The sequence below is a fragment of the Novosphingobium flavum genome, assembly GCF_014230315.1.
GTDB lineage: Bacteria > Pseudomonadota > Alphaproteobacteria > Sphingomonadales > Sphingomonadaceae > Novosphingobium > Novosphingobium flavum.
Genome location: NZ_JACLAW010000008.1, coordinates 70,217 through 85,753 on the forward strand (window position 1 = coordinate 70,217; position 15,537 = coordinate 85,753).

Here is a 15,537-nt window from a genome sequence, read left to right on the forward strand (position 1 = left end):
GTTGGGCGGAGAAGCGCAAAACGTGCATTGGCTCGAATCGACCCCTTTCCTCCAGCCAGCCGGTTTCTCGCCATCGCCATGCCGTCCGCCCCTGCCTTGACCCTGCCGAAGCCCGGCTTGCCGGGGCCGGTCCGCGCGGTGCTGGCGCTGCTTCCGCCCGGGGGGCTGCTGCACTCGGTCAAGACCGTGGCGGCGGGCCTGCTGGCCCTGTGGATCGCCTTGTGGGTCGGCCTGCCGATGCCGTTCTGGGCGATGACCACGGCTTTCATCATCACCAATCCGCTGGCCGGGGCGACCCGCTCGCGCGCGGTCTATCGCCTTGGCGGGACGGTGATCGGGGGCGCGGTCGCGGTCCTGCTCGTGCCGATGCTGGTCGACTGGCCGGAACTGCTCAGCCTCGCCCTCGCGCTGTGGCTGGGCGGGGCGCTTGCCGTCTCGCTGCTGGACCGCTCGCCGCGCTCCTATGTGCTGATGCTGGCGGGCTATACCTCGACCCTGATCGCCTTTCCGGCGGTCGACCGGCCGGAGGCGATCTTCGACCTTGCCACCGCCCGCGTCACCGAGATCGTCCTTGGGATTACCTGCAGCACGCTGGTCCACAGCCTGTTCTGGCCGCGTTCGGTGGCGAGCGCGCTGGGGCCGCGGCTGCGGGGCTGGCTGGCCGACGCCCGCGCCTGGCAGGCCGATATCGGGCGGGGCGCCGATCCGGCCGCGCTGACCCGAGACCGGCGCCGCCTTGCCGTGGATGCGATCGAATGCGCCCAGCTTGCGCTTCATGTTCCCTATGACACCTCGCGCTGGCGCGAGGTTACCGGCGTGCTGCAGGCCTTGCTGCGGCGGATGCTCTTGCTGCTCCCGGTGCTTTCGGGCCTGGCCGACCGCCGGATGGCGCTGCGCGGGGCGAGCGGAGCTTGGGCGGGCCTGCTCGAGGAAAGCGCGCGCCTGCGCGAGGATCAGGCTGGCGCGCTGCTGGCCGAATGCGAAGGGCTGCTACGGGCGCTGGAACATCCCGCTGCCAGCCCCCCGATCGCGCTGGATGAGCCGCGCGGGGCGATTGCCTTTCATGCCGATCCCGGCACGGCCTTGCTCAGCGGGCTTTCGGTCACGGTCGCGACGCTGATCGGCTGCGCCTTGTGGATCGGCACCGGCTGGGTTGATGGCGGCACGGCGGTGGCGATGACCGGGGTGTTCTGCTGCCTGTTCGCCGCGCTGGATAACCCGGTGCCTTCGATCCTGCGTTTCGGCGTGGCGCTGATGTGCGGGATTCCGCTCTCGGGCTTTTACCTGTTCGCGGTTCTGCCCGGGGTTGACGGGTTCGTGCCGCTGGCGCTCCTGCTTTCGTTTCCCCTGCTGGTCATCGGCGTTTTGCTGGTCCATCCGCGCTGGGGCGCGCTGGGGCAGGCCATGATTATCGGCACCTGCAGCGGGCTGGCGATCCAGGAGAGTTTCTCCGCCGACTTCGCCCATTTCCTCAACGGCAATCTCGCGCAGGTCGTGGCGATCGCGCTGGCCGCCGGGACCACCGCCGCGATGCGCACGATCGGGCAGGACATGGCCGTGGCGCGGCTGGTTCGCCGGATGCGGCGCGAGGTGGCCGAACTGGCCGCGCGAGGCCCGCGCGCCGGGGCCAGCCCCTTCGCCGTGCTTGGCCGGGCCACCGACCGGCTGGTGCAGGTGACCCAGCGCCTTGGCAGCCTGCCGCTGGCCGGTGATGCGCCCGAGGGTGAGGCCGGGCTGAAGGAAGTGCGCGTGGTGATGAACGTGGCCATGATCCAGGCCCTGCGCGCCACGGCCGCGCCGGTGCTGGACGCGGCGCTGGAACAGGTTCTGGCCGGGATCGCCGGGCACTATTCGGAGCTTCGGGCGGACCCCGCGCGGGAGGCGGAACTGCTGCGCGCCATCGATGTCGCGCTGGCCCTGACGCTCGACCTTGCCCCGCCGCGGGCCACCGGCATTGCCGGCCTGAACGAGGTTCCGCCGGAGCAGGGGCGGCCCGGCCTGGTCGCCCTGCGCCGCAACCTGTTTCCGGCCGCTCCGGCCTTTGCCCCGGGAGACCCGGCATGATCGCGGAATATGCCATCGGCGGGGTCTATGTCGCCGCCGCCCCGGTCGAGGCCTGCATGGCCCTGATCGTCACCCTGCTGCTCCACCGCCTGCTGGTGGCCGGCCGGGTCTATCGCTGGGTCTGGCATCCGATGCTGTTCGACACGGCCCTGTTCATCCTTGCCTGGGCGGTGCTTGCCGCCGCCCTGCCTGCACTCTTGCCCGGAACCGCCGCATGACCATTCTTCGTTCTCCCGCTGCCCGCACCACCTTGCGCGTCGGCCTGACCGTGATGGTGGTGATCGTCGCCGTGGTGGCGGCGCGGGCGTTGGTCGCGCGCTATCAGGCCGATCCGTGGACCCGCGACGGGCGGGTGCGTGCCGATATCGTGCAGGTCGCGCCGGACGTGGGCGGCACGGTGACCGCGATCTACGTCACGCACGACCAGAAGGTGCGCAAGGGCGATCCGCTGTTCCAGATCGATCCCTCGCGTTACGACATCGCCGTGGCCCAGGCCGAAAGCCAGCTGCAACTGGCCGAGGCCGATGCCGCCAAGGCGCGGGCCGAGATCGCCCGCATCGGCGTTTCGCTCGCTGAGGCGCGGCGCGAGGCTGCCCGCAACAATGGACTGGGCGACCTGGTTGCGGGCGAGGTGACCGAGCAGAGCGAGGCCAAGGTGGGCGAGGGCGGCGCGGCGCTGGCTTCCGCGCAGTCGGCGCTGGCGGCGACGGCGGCGCGGATCGGCGCGGCCCGCAACGAACTGGCGCTGGCCCGGCTCAACCGCGCGCGCACCCGCGTTCTGGCGCCCGAGGACGGCGAAATGTCCGACGTGGGCCTGAGGGTGGGGGACTATGTCACCCCCGGCGCTGCCGTGCTGGGCCTGATCGACACGGCGAGCCTTCGGGTCGAGGGCTATTTCGAGGAAACCAAGCTGCCGCGCATCCACCCCGGCCAGCGCGCCACGATCCGCCTGATGGGCGAGGACAAGGAACTGACCGGCCGTGTCGTCTCGGTTGCCGGGGCGATCGAGGATCACGACCGGTCGGCCGCCTCGAAGCTGATCCCGGCGATCAACCCGACTTTCTCGTGGGTGCGCTTGCCCCAGCGCATTCCGGTGCGGATCCAGCTTGACCGCGCCCCGGCGGACATTGCCCTGATTGCCGGGCGCACGGCCTCGGTCACCCTCGCGCAGGATGGCCGGCCATGACCATTCGCATCGTCCGCGCGCCGTTGGTCCTCGTCCTTCTTGCCGGTCTTGGCGGCTGCACGATGGGGCCTGACTATCACCTGCCGCAAGGCGCGGCGGCCAATCTTCCCGCTGCCCGCGCCGCGCTGGCCGATGAGCATGGCCTGACCGTGCCTGACGACCTGCCGCCGCGCTGGTGGCACCTTTATGACGATCCCGTGCTTGACCGGCTCGAGGAACAGGCTCTGGCCGGAAGCACCGACCTGCGGGTGGCGGCGGCGAACCTGGCCCGCGCGCGGGCGGTGAGTCAGGCGGCAGAAGGCCAGAAGGAACCTGACCTGACCGTCGATGCGGCGGCGGAGCGGGCACGGCTTTCGGCGGAAAGTTTCCTGCTCGAGGAGCCGCTGCCGGCTTTCAATCTTGGCACCGGGCAGGTCGAGCTGAGCTATCAGGCAGACCTGTTCGGGCGGGTGAAACGCTCGGTCGAGGCGGCCCATGCCGACGAGGAGGCGCGCCGGGCGCTGGTTGACGCGGTCAAGGTAACCCTCGCCGGAGAAGTGGCGCGGGCCTATCTCGAGGTCTGCGGCGGGCAGGAAACGGCGGCCGTGGCCGGCGAGGCGTTGCAGGTGCAGGAGCATCTGGCCGATGCGGCGGGGCGCATGGCTGCCGCCGGGCGCGGGACGGCGCTTGACATCACCGCCGCCGGGGCCCGGGTGGCCGAGGCGCGCGCCGCCCTGCCGCCGGCGCGGGCCAGGGCCAAGGCCGGACTCTACCGGCTCGCCTTTCTGCTCGGCCGGGCCCCGGCGGACTATCCGCGCGAGGCGGAGGCCTGCGTGGCAGTGCCCGAACTCGTCCGGCCGTTGCCGGTGGGCGACGGCGCGGCCCTGATTGCGCGCCGGCCAGACCTGCGCGCGGCGGAGCGCGAGCTGGCCGCCGCAACCGCGCGGATCGGCGTGGCGACGGCCGATCTCTACCCCCGCATCGGCTTCGGCATTGCCGGTGGATCGAGCGGGCTTCTGGCCGACCTCGGCACCGCCCCGGCGAACTTCTGGTCGATCGGCTCGCTGATCCACTGGTCCTTTCCCGGCGCCGGGGCGCGGGCGAAGGTCCGGGCTGCCAATGCCGATGCCGACGGCGCACTTGCCCGGTTCGACGGGGCCGTGCTTGGCGCGCTGCGGGAGGCGCAGACCACGCTCAGCAAGTACGGCGAGGATCACGACCGGGCCGAGAACCTGCGCCTTGCTGCCGAGGCGGCGGACAAGGGCGCGGCGCAGATGGCCAGGCTCCATGCGGCGGGCAAGGCCGCAGCCCAGAGCGATCTTGGTGGAAAGGCGGCGGCGATCGCGGCCCGGAGCCGTGCGCTGGACGCGCGCGAGGCCGTGGTGGGCGACCAGATCGCGCTGTTCATGGCGCTTGGCGGCGGATGGTAATGGATGTTGCGGCGCAACAAATGCGGTTGACAGGAATAGCCGGCGTGGCACCAAGGAACGGCATGATGAAACGCGAGCCGCATGCCCTTCTGGGCTTCGCCTGAGATGGTGCGCTGGCAGGCCCCGGCGGCGCAGCCGAGCAGCAATGGAACCGACTTTGCCAGCGTGGCCCTGCTCCTGCAGGGCGGCGGCGCGCTGGGGGCCTATCAGGCCGGGGTTTACGAGGCGCTGTGCGAGCGCGGCATCGTGCCGAGCTGGGTGGCCGGGATCTCGATCGGAGCGATCAACAGCGCGATCATCGCCGGAAATGCGCCAAAGGACCGGGTGGCAAAGCTCAGGGCCTTCTGGGAAGGCGTGAGCGGCGGCAGCGTGCAATGGGGGCAGTGGTTGCCGTTCCTTGCAGAGGACCCGGTGGCGCGGGGCGTGATCAACCGCATGGCGGCCGGGAACACGCTGCTTAGCGGGGTGCCCGGATTCTTTAACCCGCGCTTCCCGCCGCCGACCCTGTCGGCAAACGGGTCAGTCGAGGCGACCAGCTGGTATGATACGGCGCCGCTGCGTCAGACGCTGGAAAGTCTGGTCGACTTCGACCGGATCAATGCCGGGGAGACCCGCTTCAGCGTGGGCGCGGTCAATATCCGCAGCGGCAACTTCACCTATTTCGACAATGCCGCGCAAGCCATTGGGCCGGAGCACATCATGGCCTCGGGCGCCTTGCCGCCGGGCTTTCCCCCGGTGGAGATCGCGGGCGAATATTACTGGGATGGCGGCCTTGTTTCCAACACGCCGCTCGACTGGGTGCTGTCGGCCCCGTCAAGGCTCGATACGCTGGTCCTGCAGGTCGACCTGTGGTCGGCGCGAGGGCACTTGCCGTCGGACCTGTCGAGCGTGGCGACGCGGGCCAAGGAGATCCAGTATTCGAGCCGGACCCGCGCCGCGACCGACCAATTGCGCGAGCGGCGCAAGCTGCAAGGCGCCTTTCGCGCCCTGTTCGCGCAGTTGCCTGCCGACCTGACCGAAACGCCCGAGGCCAAGCTCTTGATCGATGTGTGCAGCCCGGCGCGCTATTCGATTGCCCAGCTGATCTACCATTCGCCGACCTATGAGGGCGAATCCAAGGACTACGAATTCTCGCGCCAGACCATGGCAGACCATTGGCGCAAGGGCTACCAGCAGGCGCACCACACGCTCGACCAGCCCGCCGTGCTGCGCTTGCCGGACGATCCCACCGGGCTTGCGGTGCACGATTACACCAGCCCGCCCGACGAGCCGGTGATGCCCGCCAAGTCGCCGGCCGATTGATGCCGCCCACCGCATGAAAAAGGGCGGGAGTTGCCTCCCGCCCTTTTCGTGATTTGCCGGGACCGCCGGTTAGCCGAGCTTGCGCTTGAACAGGTCCATCGTCCGGCTCCAGGCGAGGTCGGCCGCGGCCTTGTTGAAGCGCGGGGTGGTGTCGTTGTTGAAGCCGTGCTCGGCGTTCTCGTAGAAATAGACGTGGTAAGTCTTGCCGGCCTTCTTCAGGGCTTCTTCGTAGGGCGGCCAGTTCTTGTTGGTGTTGGTGTCGTTGCCGCCGAAGTTGGCGAGCAGCTCGGCCTGCATCTGGGGCACCAGTTCGAGCGGCGGCGGGCCGCCGTAGAACGGGGCGGCGGCCTTGACCTGCGGGATCCGCACGGCGAGCTGGTTGGCGATGCCGCCGCCGAAGCAGAAGCCGGTTGTGCCAAGCGTGCCGTTGCTGCCGGGCATGGTCAGCGCATAGTTGGCCGCGGCGACGAAATCCTCGCTGATCTTGGGGCGATCGAGCTTGGTGAAGAGTTCGCGGGCCTTGTCCTCGTCGCCCGGGTAGCCGCCGAGCGGGGTCAGGGCATCGGGGGCGAGGGCGATATAGCCGCTGACGCCGAGGCGCCGGGCGATATCCTCGATATGCGGGTTCAGGCCCCGGTTCTCGTGCGCGACGATGATCACCGGAAGCTTCTTCGCCTTGGGCTTGGCCGGGCGGACGAGGTAGCCCTTGATCATGCCGTTGCCCTTGGGGGAGGGAATCTCGACCCACGAGACGACGATGCGCGGGTCCTCGGGCTTGATCACCTGGCCGCGGGCAAAATCGGGGCTCAGCGCGGTGAGCAGGCTGGTCGCCGCGGCGGTGGAGCCGGTGTAGACCGCCGCCTGGGCGAGGAAGCCGCGACGGTCGATCGCGCCGTGAACATAGTCGTGGAACAGGTCGAGCACTTCGCGCGAATAGTTGCTCGCTTCGGAATCCTGGCTCATTTCTTCATCCCCAGCCCCGGTCTGCCCGATGCAGGCCGATTGGGGCAGGAGAATAGCGCGGCGCGCGGCGGGTGAAAGCGAAAGACTGTCGCAGGCCTGATACGAATTGCGCGCGGGAAGGCGGCTCAGGCCGCGATGGACCGGCCCCGCGCGAGCAGGGCGGGAATGTCGGCCGGGGGGACCGGCCGGCTGAACAGGTAGCCTTGCAACGTGGTGCAGCCGAAGGCGCGCAGGGCCTCGACCTGCCCGCTTTCCTCGACCCCCTCGGCGGTGGTCTCCATCTTGAGCGCGGTGGCCAGATCGGTGATCGCGCGGACCACGGCCCCGGCCTCGTCCTCGCGCAGCAGTTCGATGATGAAGGAGCGGTCGATCTTGATCTTGTCGAACGGGAACTTGCGCAGGAAACTGAGCGAGGAGAACCCGGTGCCGAAATCGTCGAGCGCGATCCGCACGCCGAGCGCCTTGAGGCCGAGCAGGATATCGCGGATCGAGTCGCTCGATTCGAGCAGCAGGCTCTCGGTGATCTCGATTTCCAGCCGGTTCGGGTCGAGCCCGGAGGCGGCGAGGGTCTGGGCGACCTGACCCACCAGGCCCGGGCTGGAAAACTGCACGGTCGAGAAGTTGACCGCGACGCGGATGTCCTCCGGCCAGGTCGCGGCATGGCGGCAGGCCTCGCGCAGCACCCATTCCCCGATCGGGATGATCAAGCCGGTTTCCTCGGCCACGGGAATGAACTCGGCCGGGAGCACTTGCCCGCGGCGGGGATGATTCCAGCGCAGCAGCGCCTCGAAGGCCGAGAAGCAATTGCGTGACAGGTCGAAAAGCGGCTGGAAGTGGAGGGCGAACTCGCCGTCTGCGAGGGCATCGTGCAGGTCCAGTTCCATCGAGCGGCGGGCGCGGATCTCACGGTCGAGATCGCGGGTGAAGCGGCGGAAACGGCTGCGTCCGGCGGTCTTGGCGGCATAGAGCGCGAGGTCGGACTGCCTGATCAGGGCCTCGGCGCTCATCGTGTCGTGCGGGGCGACGGCTATTCCGGCGCTGATCCCGGTTCTGAGGAGGTGCCCGTCGATCATGAACGGCTCGCCGAAGCGCGCGATCAGGGTGGCTGCCAGCTGCTCGGCCTCGCGCGCGGCGTGGGGGGCGACGACCAGCACGCAGAACTCGTCGCCGCCGGTGCGGGCGATGAAGCGGCCGGGGGCCAGCTCGCTTAGCCGCCGGGCGACCAGCTGGAGCAGGTCGTCGCCGGCCTGGTGCCCGAGCGTGTCGTTGATGTGCTTGAAGTTGTCGAGATCGAGGCACATTGCCGCCAGCGTGCCGCCTTCGGCGATGAGCCGCGCGATCGCCCCGTCCAGTTCCTCGCGCAGCCGGCTGCGGTTGGGCAGGTCGGTCAGGGCGTCGTGGTAGGCCATGTGGCGGATGTCCCGCTCGCGGCTGGCGATGGCTTCCGACATCGCGTTGAAGCTGGCCGTGAGCGAGCCGATCTCGTCTTGCGTGGTGACGGGGATAGAGGAGGTCTCGCCGCGCGCGAGGGCCTCGGCCGCCGCTTCCAGCGCGCCGATCGGGCTGACGATGCGGCGGCCCAGCCGCCTGCTGGCCGCGATGACGAGGGCCAGCCCAGCCAAGTCCGCGATGACCACGGCGACGCGCAGCGGGGTGGAGCCGGCCATTGTGCCTTCAAGCGCAAGATCCGCGACCTGCAGGCAGGCGGCGGTGAACAGCATGACCAGCCCGAAGGTGGTGCAGGAGAATGCGGTGATGCGGGACTGGAGCGAGCCGAACCGGATCATCGCTGCCGCCCCCTCAATCGCCGTGGTTCATCGGCGCGGGCAGGGGGCGCTGAGCCGATGCAGGCCCGGTTCCGGTGCGGACGAGGCATTCGGCCGCGATTGGTCCGGGCAGGATTCGATCGTGAAACATCCCCATGGCTGCAGGGATAGCGCGGCAGGGTAAATTTAGGGTTGACCCTGTTCGGGCGCGGTTTTCGGCGGCGCGGTCACGGCCAGCCGATCAGCCTGGAACGAGCCCAACCACAGGTCCGGCCCGGAAAGGGCGGCGGCGGACAGGCCGTTGAAGGCGGCGCGCGGGGTGCCGTAGGCGAAAGTGGAAATGCGCCCGGCGGCAAGGTCGACCTCGCCTACGACCCAGCCGCGATGGCACAGCATCGGGTCTGCAACGCCGCCCACGATGGGGCGCAGCCCGCCGCAGGCTGGCTCGTCAAGCCGCATGCCCGCGATCAGCAGGTGCCCCCCGGTCCAGTGGATGTTGTCGGGCATGAAGTCGGGCGCGACGATGGTGCGCAGGGGGCGGCTGGTGTCGGCCCGGGCATAGACCACGACGGCATGGAGGCCGAAGGCGACGACATAGAACTCGCGGCCATCGGGCGACGACTCGATCCCGTTGTTGCCGGGCAGCTCCGTTCCCGGCAGCGGGCGGAAGGTGGCATCGCCCGGGCGCCATGACCAGACCGCCCCGGTGATCTTGCCTGCGACGAAATCGGCGATGGTCGTGCCCGGGCGGGTGAGCACGGTGACGAGGACCTCGCCATCGGGCAGGCCGGTCACGCTGTTGCCGACCTGTCCCGGCGGCATGGGCAGGCAGCCGCGCCAGGTGATGCGCGGGGCCGTGCCGGTGGCAGACACGTCGAAGACTTCGACGGCCTCGCGGCCGCCGTGATTGACCACCAGCAGGCGCCAGCGGCCGGGGCCGAGCGGGCGCAGGCTGAGGCCGCGATCGTTGAGCAGGGCGGGATCGGGCGGGGCGGGGCAGGCGGGCCATGCCGCTTGGTCCGGCGCGATCTGGCCGGCGGCGCCGGTGTACCAGCGGCTCAGGCGGCGGGCCGGGCCGTCGACCAGCTTGAGCCCGGCGCCGGGGGCAAAGCCGCTGGCGATCAGCCAGCGCGTGCCGGGAATGGCGATGACGTCTTCGGGCTTTTGCGCTCCGCACAGGTAGGCCAGTTCACCCTCTGCGGCACAGGCGGCGGGCTGGGATTCGGCTGGCGGGGGGCTCGCTTGAACTGGTTCGGTGAGTAGCGCGCCTGCAAGGAGAAAGGCTGCGCGGGAGGCGCGGGCGATCCAGCTTGGCATGATCCGTCTCCCCCGGTCCTCGCCGGTCGTGCGGCAAGCATGGCGTCACTTCGCGGCTGTTTCAATGGCTTGGATGATAGTTGCCGGGCGGGGGCGGGCTGGCGGTGTTGCGTTTCGGTCACTGGGTGGCGGTTTCCGTGCGGGTTGGCGTGCCTGGCGATGTCGCGCAGATTGACATGAACCAGTTAGTACATTAGCCAGATCAGCGATGAGCCGGTAAGCCGGCCGCAAACAGGAGGATGTCCCTTGAGGAATTGCGCCAATCGACTCGTGCTGTCCGCGAGCCTTGCCAGCCTTGCCATTGTTCTGGCCGCCCCGGCCTTCGCGCAGGAGGCGGCAGCCGCCGCTCCCGCAGAGGAAGAGGCCGCGCCTCCGGCCCAGGAAATCGTCGTTACCGGCTCGCTGATCCAGCGTCCGAACAACACCGCCGTCAGCCCGATCGTTACCGTGGGCGAGGCCGCGATCAAGGAATCCGGCACGGCCACCTTGCAGGACGCGCTCAACCAGATGCCCAGCTTCACCGCCGGCGGCAATGCCGCGACCGGCGGGCAGGGCAGCGGCGGCCGCGCGTCGATCAACCTTCACGGCCTTGGCACCAACCGCAACCTCGTCCTGCTCGACGGGCGGCGGCTTCCGGTTTCCGACATCAACGGCAACGTCGACATCAACATCCTGCCCGATGCGATCATCGGCGGGATCGACGCGATCACCGGCGGCGCCTCGGCGATCTATGGTTCGGACGCCATGTCGGGCGTGGTCAACTTCAAGACCATTCGCAGCTTCAATGGCATCAAGATGGATGTCATGAACTCGATCAGCGAGAAGGGGGACGCCTACAAGTTCAACGGCTCGCTCGCGCTCGGCACCAGCTTTGCCGATGATCGCGGCCATGTGATCGCCGCCTTCAGCTATGCCAAGCAGGACCCGGTGCTGAGCGGCTCGCGCGACTTCTTCCTCGACAAGGTGCCGTCCTCGTTCATCGGCTACGGCGCCTTCGTGCCGAGCGCGACCAATACGCCCGACGCCACGGTCCTGACCAACCTGTTCAATGCCTACGGTGTGGCCGGCGCGCGCAATCCGCTGGCCTCGAACCTCGGCTTCAATGACGACGGCACGCTGTTCACCCAGTCCGGCGCGCTCAACTACAAGGGCTACAACGGCACCAACGGCTATGCCGTGGTGGGCGGCAACGTGCGCATGCCGGTGGGCCAGCAGGGCAACCTGCTCAACGCGCTGAACCGCAAGACCGCCTTCCTCAAGGCCGACTATGAGCTGGCGCCGAGCCTGACCGCCTATGGCCAGTTCATGTTCGTGGACCTCAACGTCAACACGAACAGCGGCGGCAGCCTGACCCAGTTCACCACGCTGACCACGATCCCGGTGACCAATCCGTTCATCCCGAACGACCTCAAGACCGTGCTTGCCTCGCGCCCCAATGCCGCGGCGCCCTTTGCCTGGTCGGGCCGTTATGTCGGCGTGCCGTGGAAGAACTGGGACGAGAACTACCAGGTCCAGCAGTACATGGCCGGCCTGAAGGGCGAGATCACCAGCGGCTGGAACTTCGACGTCTTCGCGTCCTACGACCAGTCGATCCACAACCAGATCATGCACAATGCCGTGCTCAAGAGCCGGGTCCAGACCCTGCTCAACGCGGCTGACGGCGGCAAGTCGATCTGCGCCGGGGGCTTCAATCCCTTCGGCAATGCCAATGCCCTGTCGCTCTCGCCCGCCTGCCAGGCCTATATCACCAAGGACACCTTCAGCCAGGAACGGCTGAGCCAGACCCAGGTCCAGGGGCAGGTCAACGGCAAGCTGTTCGACCTTGGCGCGGGACCGGCCCAGATCGCGGTCGTGGCCGACTGGCGCAAGAACACGTATGCCTTCTCGCCCGACTCCGACATGACCGCGCTCAGCGGCTGGGCGCCCGGCGCCAATGTCGAGGCCTTCACCGCCACGATCGCCGTGCCGGAGAAGTCGATCTCGGTGAAGGAACTGGCCGGACAGATCGACGTGCCGCTGCTGGCCGACAAGCCGTTCTTCAAGGAACTGGCGATCGGCGCCGCGGCCCGCGTTTCCGACTATTCGGTGACCGGCTCGGTCAAGTCCTACGAGTTCGACGCCCGCTGGCGCCCGACTGACAGCCTGCTGTTCCGCGGTTCGTACCAGCGCGCCGTGCGCGCGCCCAACATCGGCGAACTCTATTCGCCGCCGTCGGGCTCGCAGTTGGTGATCGGCACCCCGCCGACCTCGCTGGGCGATCCCTGCGATAGCCGGTCGACCGCGCGAATCGTCAACGGCGTGCCCACGGCCAATGCGGCCCAGGTTGCAGCGCTTTGCGTTGCACAGGGGGTGCCGTCGGGGGCGATCTCGACCTATCAGTTCCCGACCACGGCCACCGGCCAGACCATCGCCGGCAGCACTTCGGTCACCCCGGAAACGGCCGATACGTTCAACGTCGGCTTCGTCTTCAACTCGCCCGCAACGAGCGGCTTCCTGTCGGACTTCTCGGTCTCGGTCGATTACTACAACATCAAGATCAAGAACGTGATCTCGGCCGTGCCGGGGCTGACCGTGCTCTCGAAGTGCTATAACCTCGATGGCTCGAACCCGACCTATGCGGCCAGCAATGCCTATTGCGGCCTGATTAGCCGCGACAGCACGACCGGCCAGATCCTGACCGTTTCGACGCCGTACCAGAACCTTGGCGGGGTCAAGACCGACGGGATCGAGGCTCAGGTCCACTGGGGCACCCGCGCGGGCTTCATCGGCCAGTCGGCCAAGGTCTATATCGACTCCGCGATCGGCTGGCTGCACAGCTACAAGGTGCAGCTCCTGCCTGGCGCGGCCTTCCTCGACTATACCGGGATCAGCGTCGGCGGGACCAATCCGGGGTCGGTCCCCTCGCGCGCCACGCCGCGCTGGCGTGCGCTCACCACCTTCGGAGTGAAGAGCGACGTGGTCGGCTTCGGCCTGCGCTGGCGCTACCAGAGCGCGATGAAGGACGTCAGCTCGGTGCTGACGCCCACCAACGCGCAGGTCGGCGTTCCGGCCTATGCGCTGTGGGACCTGTTCGGCTCGGTCAAGGTCAGCAAGGCCTTCGAGCTGCGCGGCGGCGTGACCAACCTGTTCAACAAGAGCCTGCCCTTCGTCGCCTCCTCGCAGAACGGTACCGACACGGCGCAATATGACGCCATCGGCCGCTCGTTCTACATCGGGGCGAAGCTGAACTTCTGACCTTCCACCCCTGGCCCGGCGCTTTCCCTCAGAAGCGCCGGGCACTTTTCAGGGGCGGCCGGAATGCACTGGGGGCACAGCCACTTCCACGGAGAACAGGTATCATGGGCAGGATTGCGGGCGCGGCATTGATGGCAATCGGGCTGGCGGCCCTGAGCGGGCAGGCCGCTCAGGCGCAGCCGCGAGCGGCCAAGCTTTCGGCCGGCGAGGCCGTGGCCGCCGAAGCCGTGGTCAATGGCCAGATCTTCTCGGCGGGCGATGATCCCTATCCTCCGCACGGCACAACCTTCGCGGGCGGGGTTACCGGTCTGCCCGACATGACTTACCAGATCCTGCCCGGCTTCCGGCCGATGGTGCTCGATCTCTACCTGCCGCCGGCGAGCTTCAAGGGGCCGCGCCCGGTGATCGTCTTTACCCATGGCGGCGGCTGGATCGGCGGGGGCAAGCGCCTCAGCGGCGCTTTCGACAATTTCCCGCGTGTCCTCGCCTCGATCGCGCGGCGCGGCTACGTGGTGGCGGCCGTGGCCTATCGCTTCTCGGGCGAGGCGCCTTCGCCCGCCGCGATCCAGGACGTGAAGGCGGCGATCCGCTGGCTGCGGGCCAACTCGGCCAAGTACCGCATCGACCGCGAGCGCTTCGGGATCTTCGGCGGCTCGGCGGGCGGGCAGCTTGCCGGGCTGGCGGCCGCGTCCTGCGGTGTGGCCGCGCTTTCGCCGCCATCGGCCGCCGTGCGCCGCAACGCGACCGTGGAGGATCCGCGCGCCGGCACGGCCTCGCCCGAGGCCCAGTCGGACTGCGTGCAGGCGGGCGTGGCCTGGTACGGCATCTTCGATTTCGCGACCATGCCGCAGAGCGACGTGATGAACGCCTACATGGGCTGCCGCAATGCGCCGTGCACCGACGAGCAGAAGCGGATGCCCTCGGCCCAGTCCTATCTCGGGCCGAAGACGCCGCCGATCCTCGTCATCACCGGGGCGAACGACCAGACCGTGCCGCCGAGCCAGACGACCAATTTCTACGCGGCGATGCAGGGCAAGGGCATCCGTTCGGAAATGCTGGTCATCCCGGGGGTCGATCACAGCTTCATCGGCAAGACCGCGGCCGAAACCCAGCGCGCGAGCAAGACCGCGCTCGCCCGGACGATCGACTTCCTTGACCGGGAAATCGGCGACCGGCCGGGGCAGGGCAAGCCGCCGCGGCGCTGACCGTCATTTCCCGGCGGGCTTGCCCTCGGCCACCAGCTGCTTCTCCCTGGCCAGCAGGTCGTTGAACGCCTTCTCGGACCTGTCGGTGAATGCGGCGCACCCTTTGGGATCGATGAAGGCGGCCTTGTCGCCCGCTTCGAGCCGCTTCACCTTGGCCTGCAGATCGAAATACCAGTCATGCGAGCCGAGCGGAATGTCGCACGGCAGGGAGCGCAGGACGGCGAAGCCCTTGCGGTAATCGTCGGCAACGCCGGGATATTTCGGATTGTCGATCAGGTTGACGTCGCGGTTCAGGGTCGAGCCGCCGATGACCACGACATGCAGCGTCTTCCCGCCGTCACGCACGTCGAAGGTCCAGGTCGTGGTGCCCTTGGTGTGGCCGGGTGTGAGGCGCGCGGTCAGGGTCATGCCGCCGAGCGAAACCTTGTCGCCGTCATGCAGCACCCGGTCGACCTTCGCCGGGGGGTAATACTGGGCGGTATCGGCACCGTAGTAGAAGTCGGCCTTGCCGCCGGTTTCGATCGTGTCGACGTCGCCGGCCATGACCTCGTACTTCGCCCCCGTCTCGCGGACGATCTGGGCCGAGCCGCCGGCATGGTCGACATGGGAATGGGAAATCAGGAGGACCTTGATGTCCTTCCACTTGAACCCGAGCTTTTCCACGCTCTGCCGGATCAGCGGCGGGGAATCGGGGTAATTGCTGTTGATCAGGATCAGGCCCTTGGCCGTCTTGACCAGGTAGGAGCCGTGAAGGCCGCCGACGTAATAGAGATTGCCCGCGATGCGAAACGGGCCGACCTGCGGATCGGTCTGGGTCGTGGCGGCGGTGATCGGGGCGGGGGCCAATGCGGCGGTCAGCAGGGCACTGGCGGCAAGGCAGCGAATGGCAGTCCTGAAAGACATCGAACCTCCGGTCGTATCGGGCAATCTTGCGTTGGATAGCCCGGGAGCGATCACAGGAAGAGATAGGAAATGCTTTCAGGCAGTCGCAAATTGTCGTGATGCCGGTCATGGTACGCGGGACGCGAAAAGCCCCGGAGCGGGTACTTGCGATACCGCTCCGGGGAAAGGTGGGGGTAAAGGGGGTGCGG

The 15,537-nt window shown here is 68.5% G+C and carries 11 protein-coding genes; 7 read left to right on the forward strand and 4 right to left on the reverse strand.

Going from position 1 to position 15,537, the window contains the following annotated elements:
* The first annotated feature begins 27 nt into the window (after positions 1–27).
* From H7F51_RS11460 to H7F51_RS11480, 5 genes are all read left to right on the forward strand, one after another.
* Positions 28–2,064 (forward strand): FUSC family protein, encoded by a 2,037-nt coding sequence (locus tag H7F51_RS11460; protein ID WP_246448241.1) that lies wholly within the window; start codon positions 28–30, stop codon positions 2,062–2,064.
* Positions 2,061–2,282: a DUF1656 domain-containing protein gene (locus tag H7F51_RS11465; RefSeq protein ID WP_185664437.1), complete on the forward strand. Its 222-nt coding sequence runs from the start codon at positions 2,061–2,063 to the stop codon at positions 2,280–2,282. The genes H7F51_RS11460 and H7F51_RS11465 overlap by 4 nt, the downstream gene beginning before the upstream one ends.
* Positions 2,279–3,250, forward strand: a complete 972-nt coding sequence (locus H7F51_RS11470) for an HlyD family secretion protein (protein WP_185664438.1) — start codon at positions 2,279–2,281, stop codon at positions 3,248–3,250. Before H7F51_RS11465 ends, H7F51_RS11470 begins: the two co-directional genes overlap by 4 nt.
* Entirely contained in the window at positions 3,247–4,659 is a 1,413-nt protein-coding gene (locus H7F51_RS11475) for an efflux transporter outer membrane subunit (RefSeq protein WP_221774110.1), read from the forward strand. Before H7F51_RS11470 ends, H7F51_RS11475 begins: the two co-directional genes overlap by 4 nt.
* Before the next feature lie 81 nt (positions 4,660–4,740).
* Positions 4,741–5,961 carry a patatin-like phospholipase family protein gene (locus H7F51_RS11480; RefSeq protein ID WP_221774111.1) on the forward strand — a complete coding sequence of 407 codons (1,221 nt, stop codon included), beginning with the start codon at positions 4,741–4,743 and terminating at the stop codon, positions 5,959–5,961.
* A 69-nt stretch (positions 5,962–6,030) separates the two neighbouring features.
* On the opposite strand, the gene H7F51_RS11485 is transcribed toward H7F51_RS11480, so the two are convergent.
* The 3 genes from H7F51_RS11485 to H7F51_RS11495 form a co-directional block, all read right to left on the reverse strand.
* Entirely contained in the window at positions 6,031–6,924 is an 894-nt protein-coding gene (locus tag H7F51_RS11485; protein WP_185664439.1) for a dienelactone hydrolase family protein, read from the reverse strand.
* A 125-nt stretch (positions 6,925–7,049) separates the two neighbouring features.
* Entirely contained in the window at positions 7,050–8,711 is a 1,662-nt protein-coding gene (locus H7F51_RS11490) for a putative bifunctional diguanylate cyclase/phosphodiesterase (protein WP_185664440.1), read from the reverse strand.
* A 165-nt stretch (positions 8,712–8,876) separates the two neighbouring features.
* Positions 8,877–10,007 (reverse strand): SMP-30/gluconolactonase/LRE family protein, encoded by a 1,131-nt coding sequence (locus tag H7F51_RS11495; RefSeq protein WP_185664441.1) that lies wholly within the window; start codon positions 10,005–10,007, stop codon positions 8,877–8,879.
* Between the two features lie 246 nt (positions 10,008–10,253).
* On the opposite strand from H7F51_RS11495, the gene H7F51_RS11500 reads away from it, so the two are divergent.
* Both H7F51_RS11500 and H7F51_RS11505 read left to right on the forward strand, forming a co-directional pair.
* Positions 10,254–13,241 (forward strand): TonB-dependent receptor domain-containing protein, encoded by a 2,988-nt coding sequence (locus tag H7F51_RS11500; RefSeq protein ID WP_185664442.1) that lies wholly within the window; start codon positions 10,254–10,256, stop codon positions 13,239–13,241.
* 104 nt (positions 13,242–13,345) lie between these two features.
* Positions 13,346–14,446, forward strand: a complete 1,101-nt coding sequence (locus H7F51_RS11505) for an alpha/beta hydrolase (RefSeq protein WP_185664443.1) — start codon at positions 13,346–13,348, stop codon at positions 14,444–14,446.
* Positions 14,447–14,449: 3 nt separating this feature from the next.
* Here the strand turns inward: H7F51_RS11505 and bla are convergent, their stop codons facing one another.
* Positions 14,450–15,349 (reverse strand): subclass B3 metallo-beta-lactamase, encoded by a 900-nt coding sequence (bla, locus tag H7F51_RS11510; protein ID WP_185664444.1) that lies wholly within the window; start codon positions 15,347–15,349, stop codon positions 14,450–14,452.
* Positions 15,350–15,537: the final 188 nt, after the last annotated feature.

Coding starts and splice junctions, on each gene's coding strand:
- H7F51_RS11465 (WP_185664437.1), top strand. CDS start 2,061: ATGATCGCGGAATATGCCATCGGCGGGGTCTATGTCGCCGCCGCCCCG.
- H7F51_RS11470 (WP_185664438.1), top strand. CDS start 2,279: ATGACCATTCTTCGTTCTCCCGCTGCCCGCACCACCTTGCGCGTCGGC.
- H7F51_RS11475 (WP_221774110.1), top strand. CDS start 3,247: ATGACCATTCGCATCGTCCGCGCGCCGTTGGTCCTCGTCCTTCTTGCC.
- H7F51_RS11480 (WP_221774111.1), top strand. CDS start 4,741: ATGCCCTTCTGGGCTTCGCCTGAGATGGTGCGCTGGCAGGCCCCGGCG.
- H7F51_RS11485 (WP_185664439.1), bottom strand. CDS start 6,924: ATGAGCCAGGATTCCGAAGCGAGCAACTATTCGCGCGAAGTGCTCGAC.
- H7F51_RS11490 (WP_185664440.1), bottom strand. CDS start 8,711: ATGATCCGGTTCGGCTCGCTCCAGTCCCGCATCACCGCATTCTCCTGC.
- H7F51_RS11495 (WP_185664441.1), bottom strand. CDS start 10,007: ATGCCAAGCTGGATCGCCCGCGCCTCCCGCGCAGCCTTTCTCCTTGCA.
- H7F51_RS11505 (WP_185664443.1), top strand. CDS start 13,346: ATGGGCAGGATTGCGGGCGCGGCATTGATGGCAATCGGGCTGGCGGCC.
- bla (WP_185664444.1), bottom strand. CDS start 15,349: ATGTCTTTCAGGACTGCCATTCGCTGCCTTGCCGCCAGTGCCCTGCTG.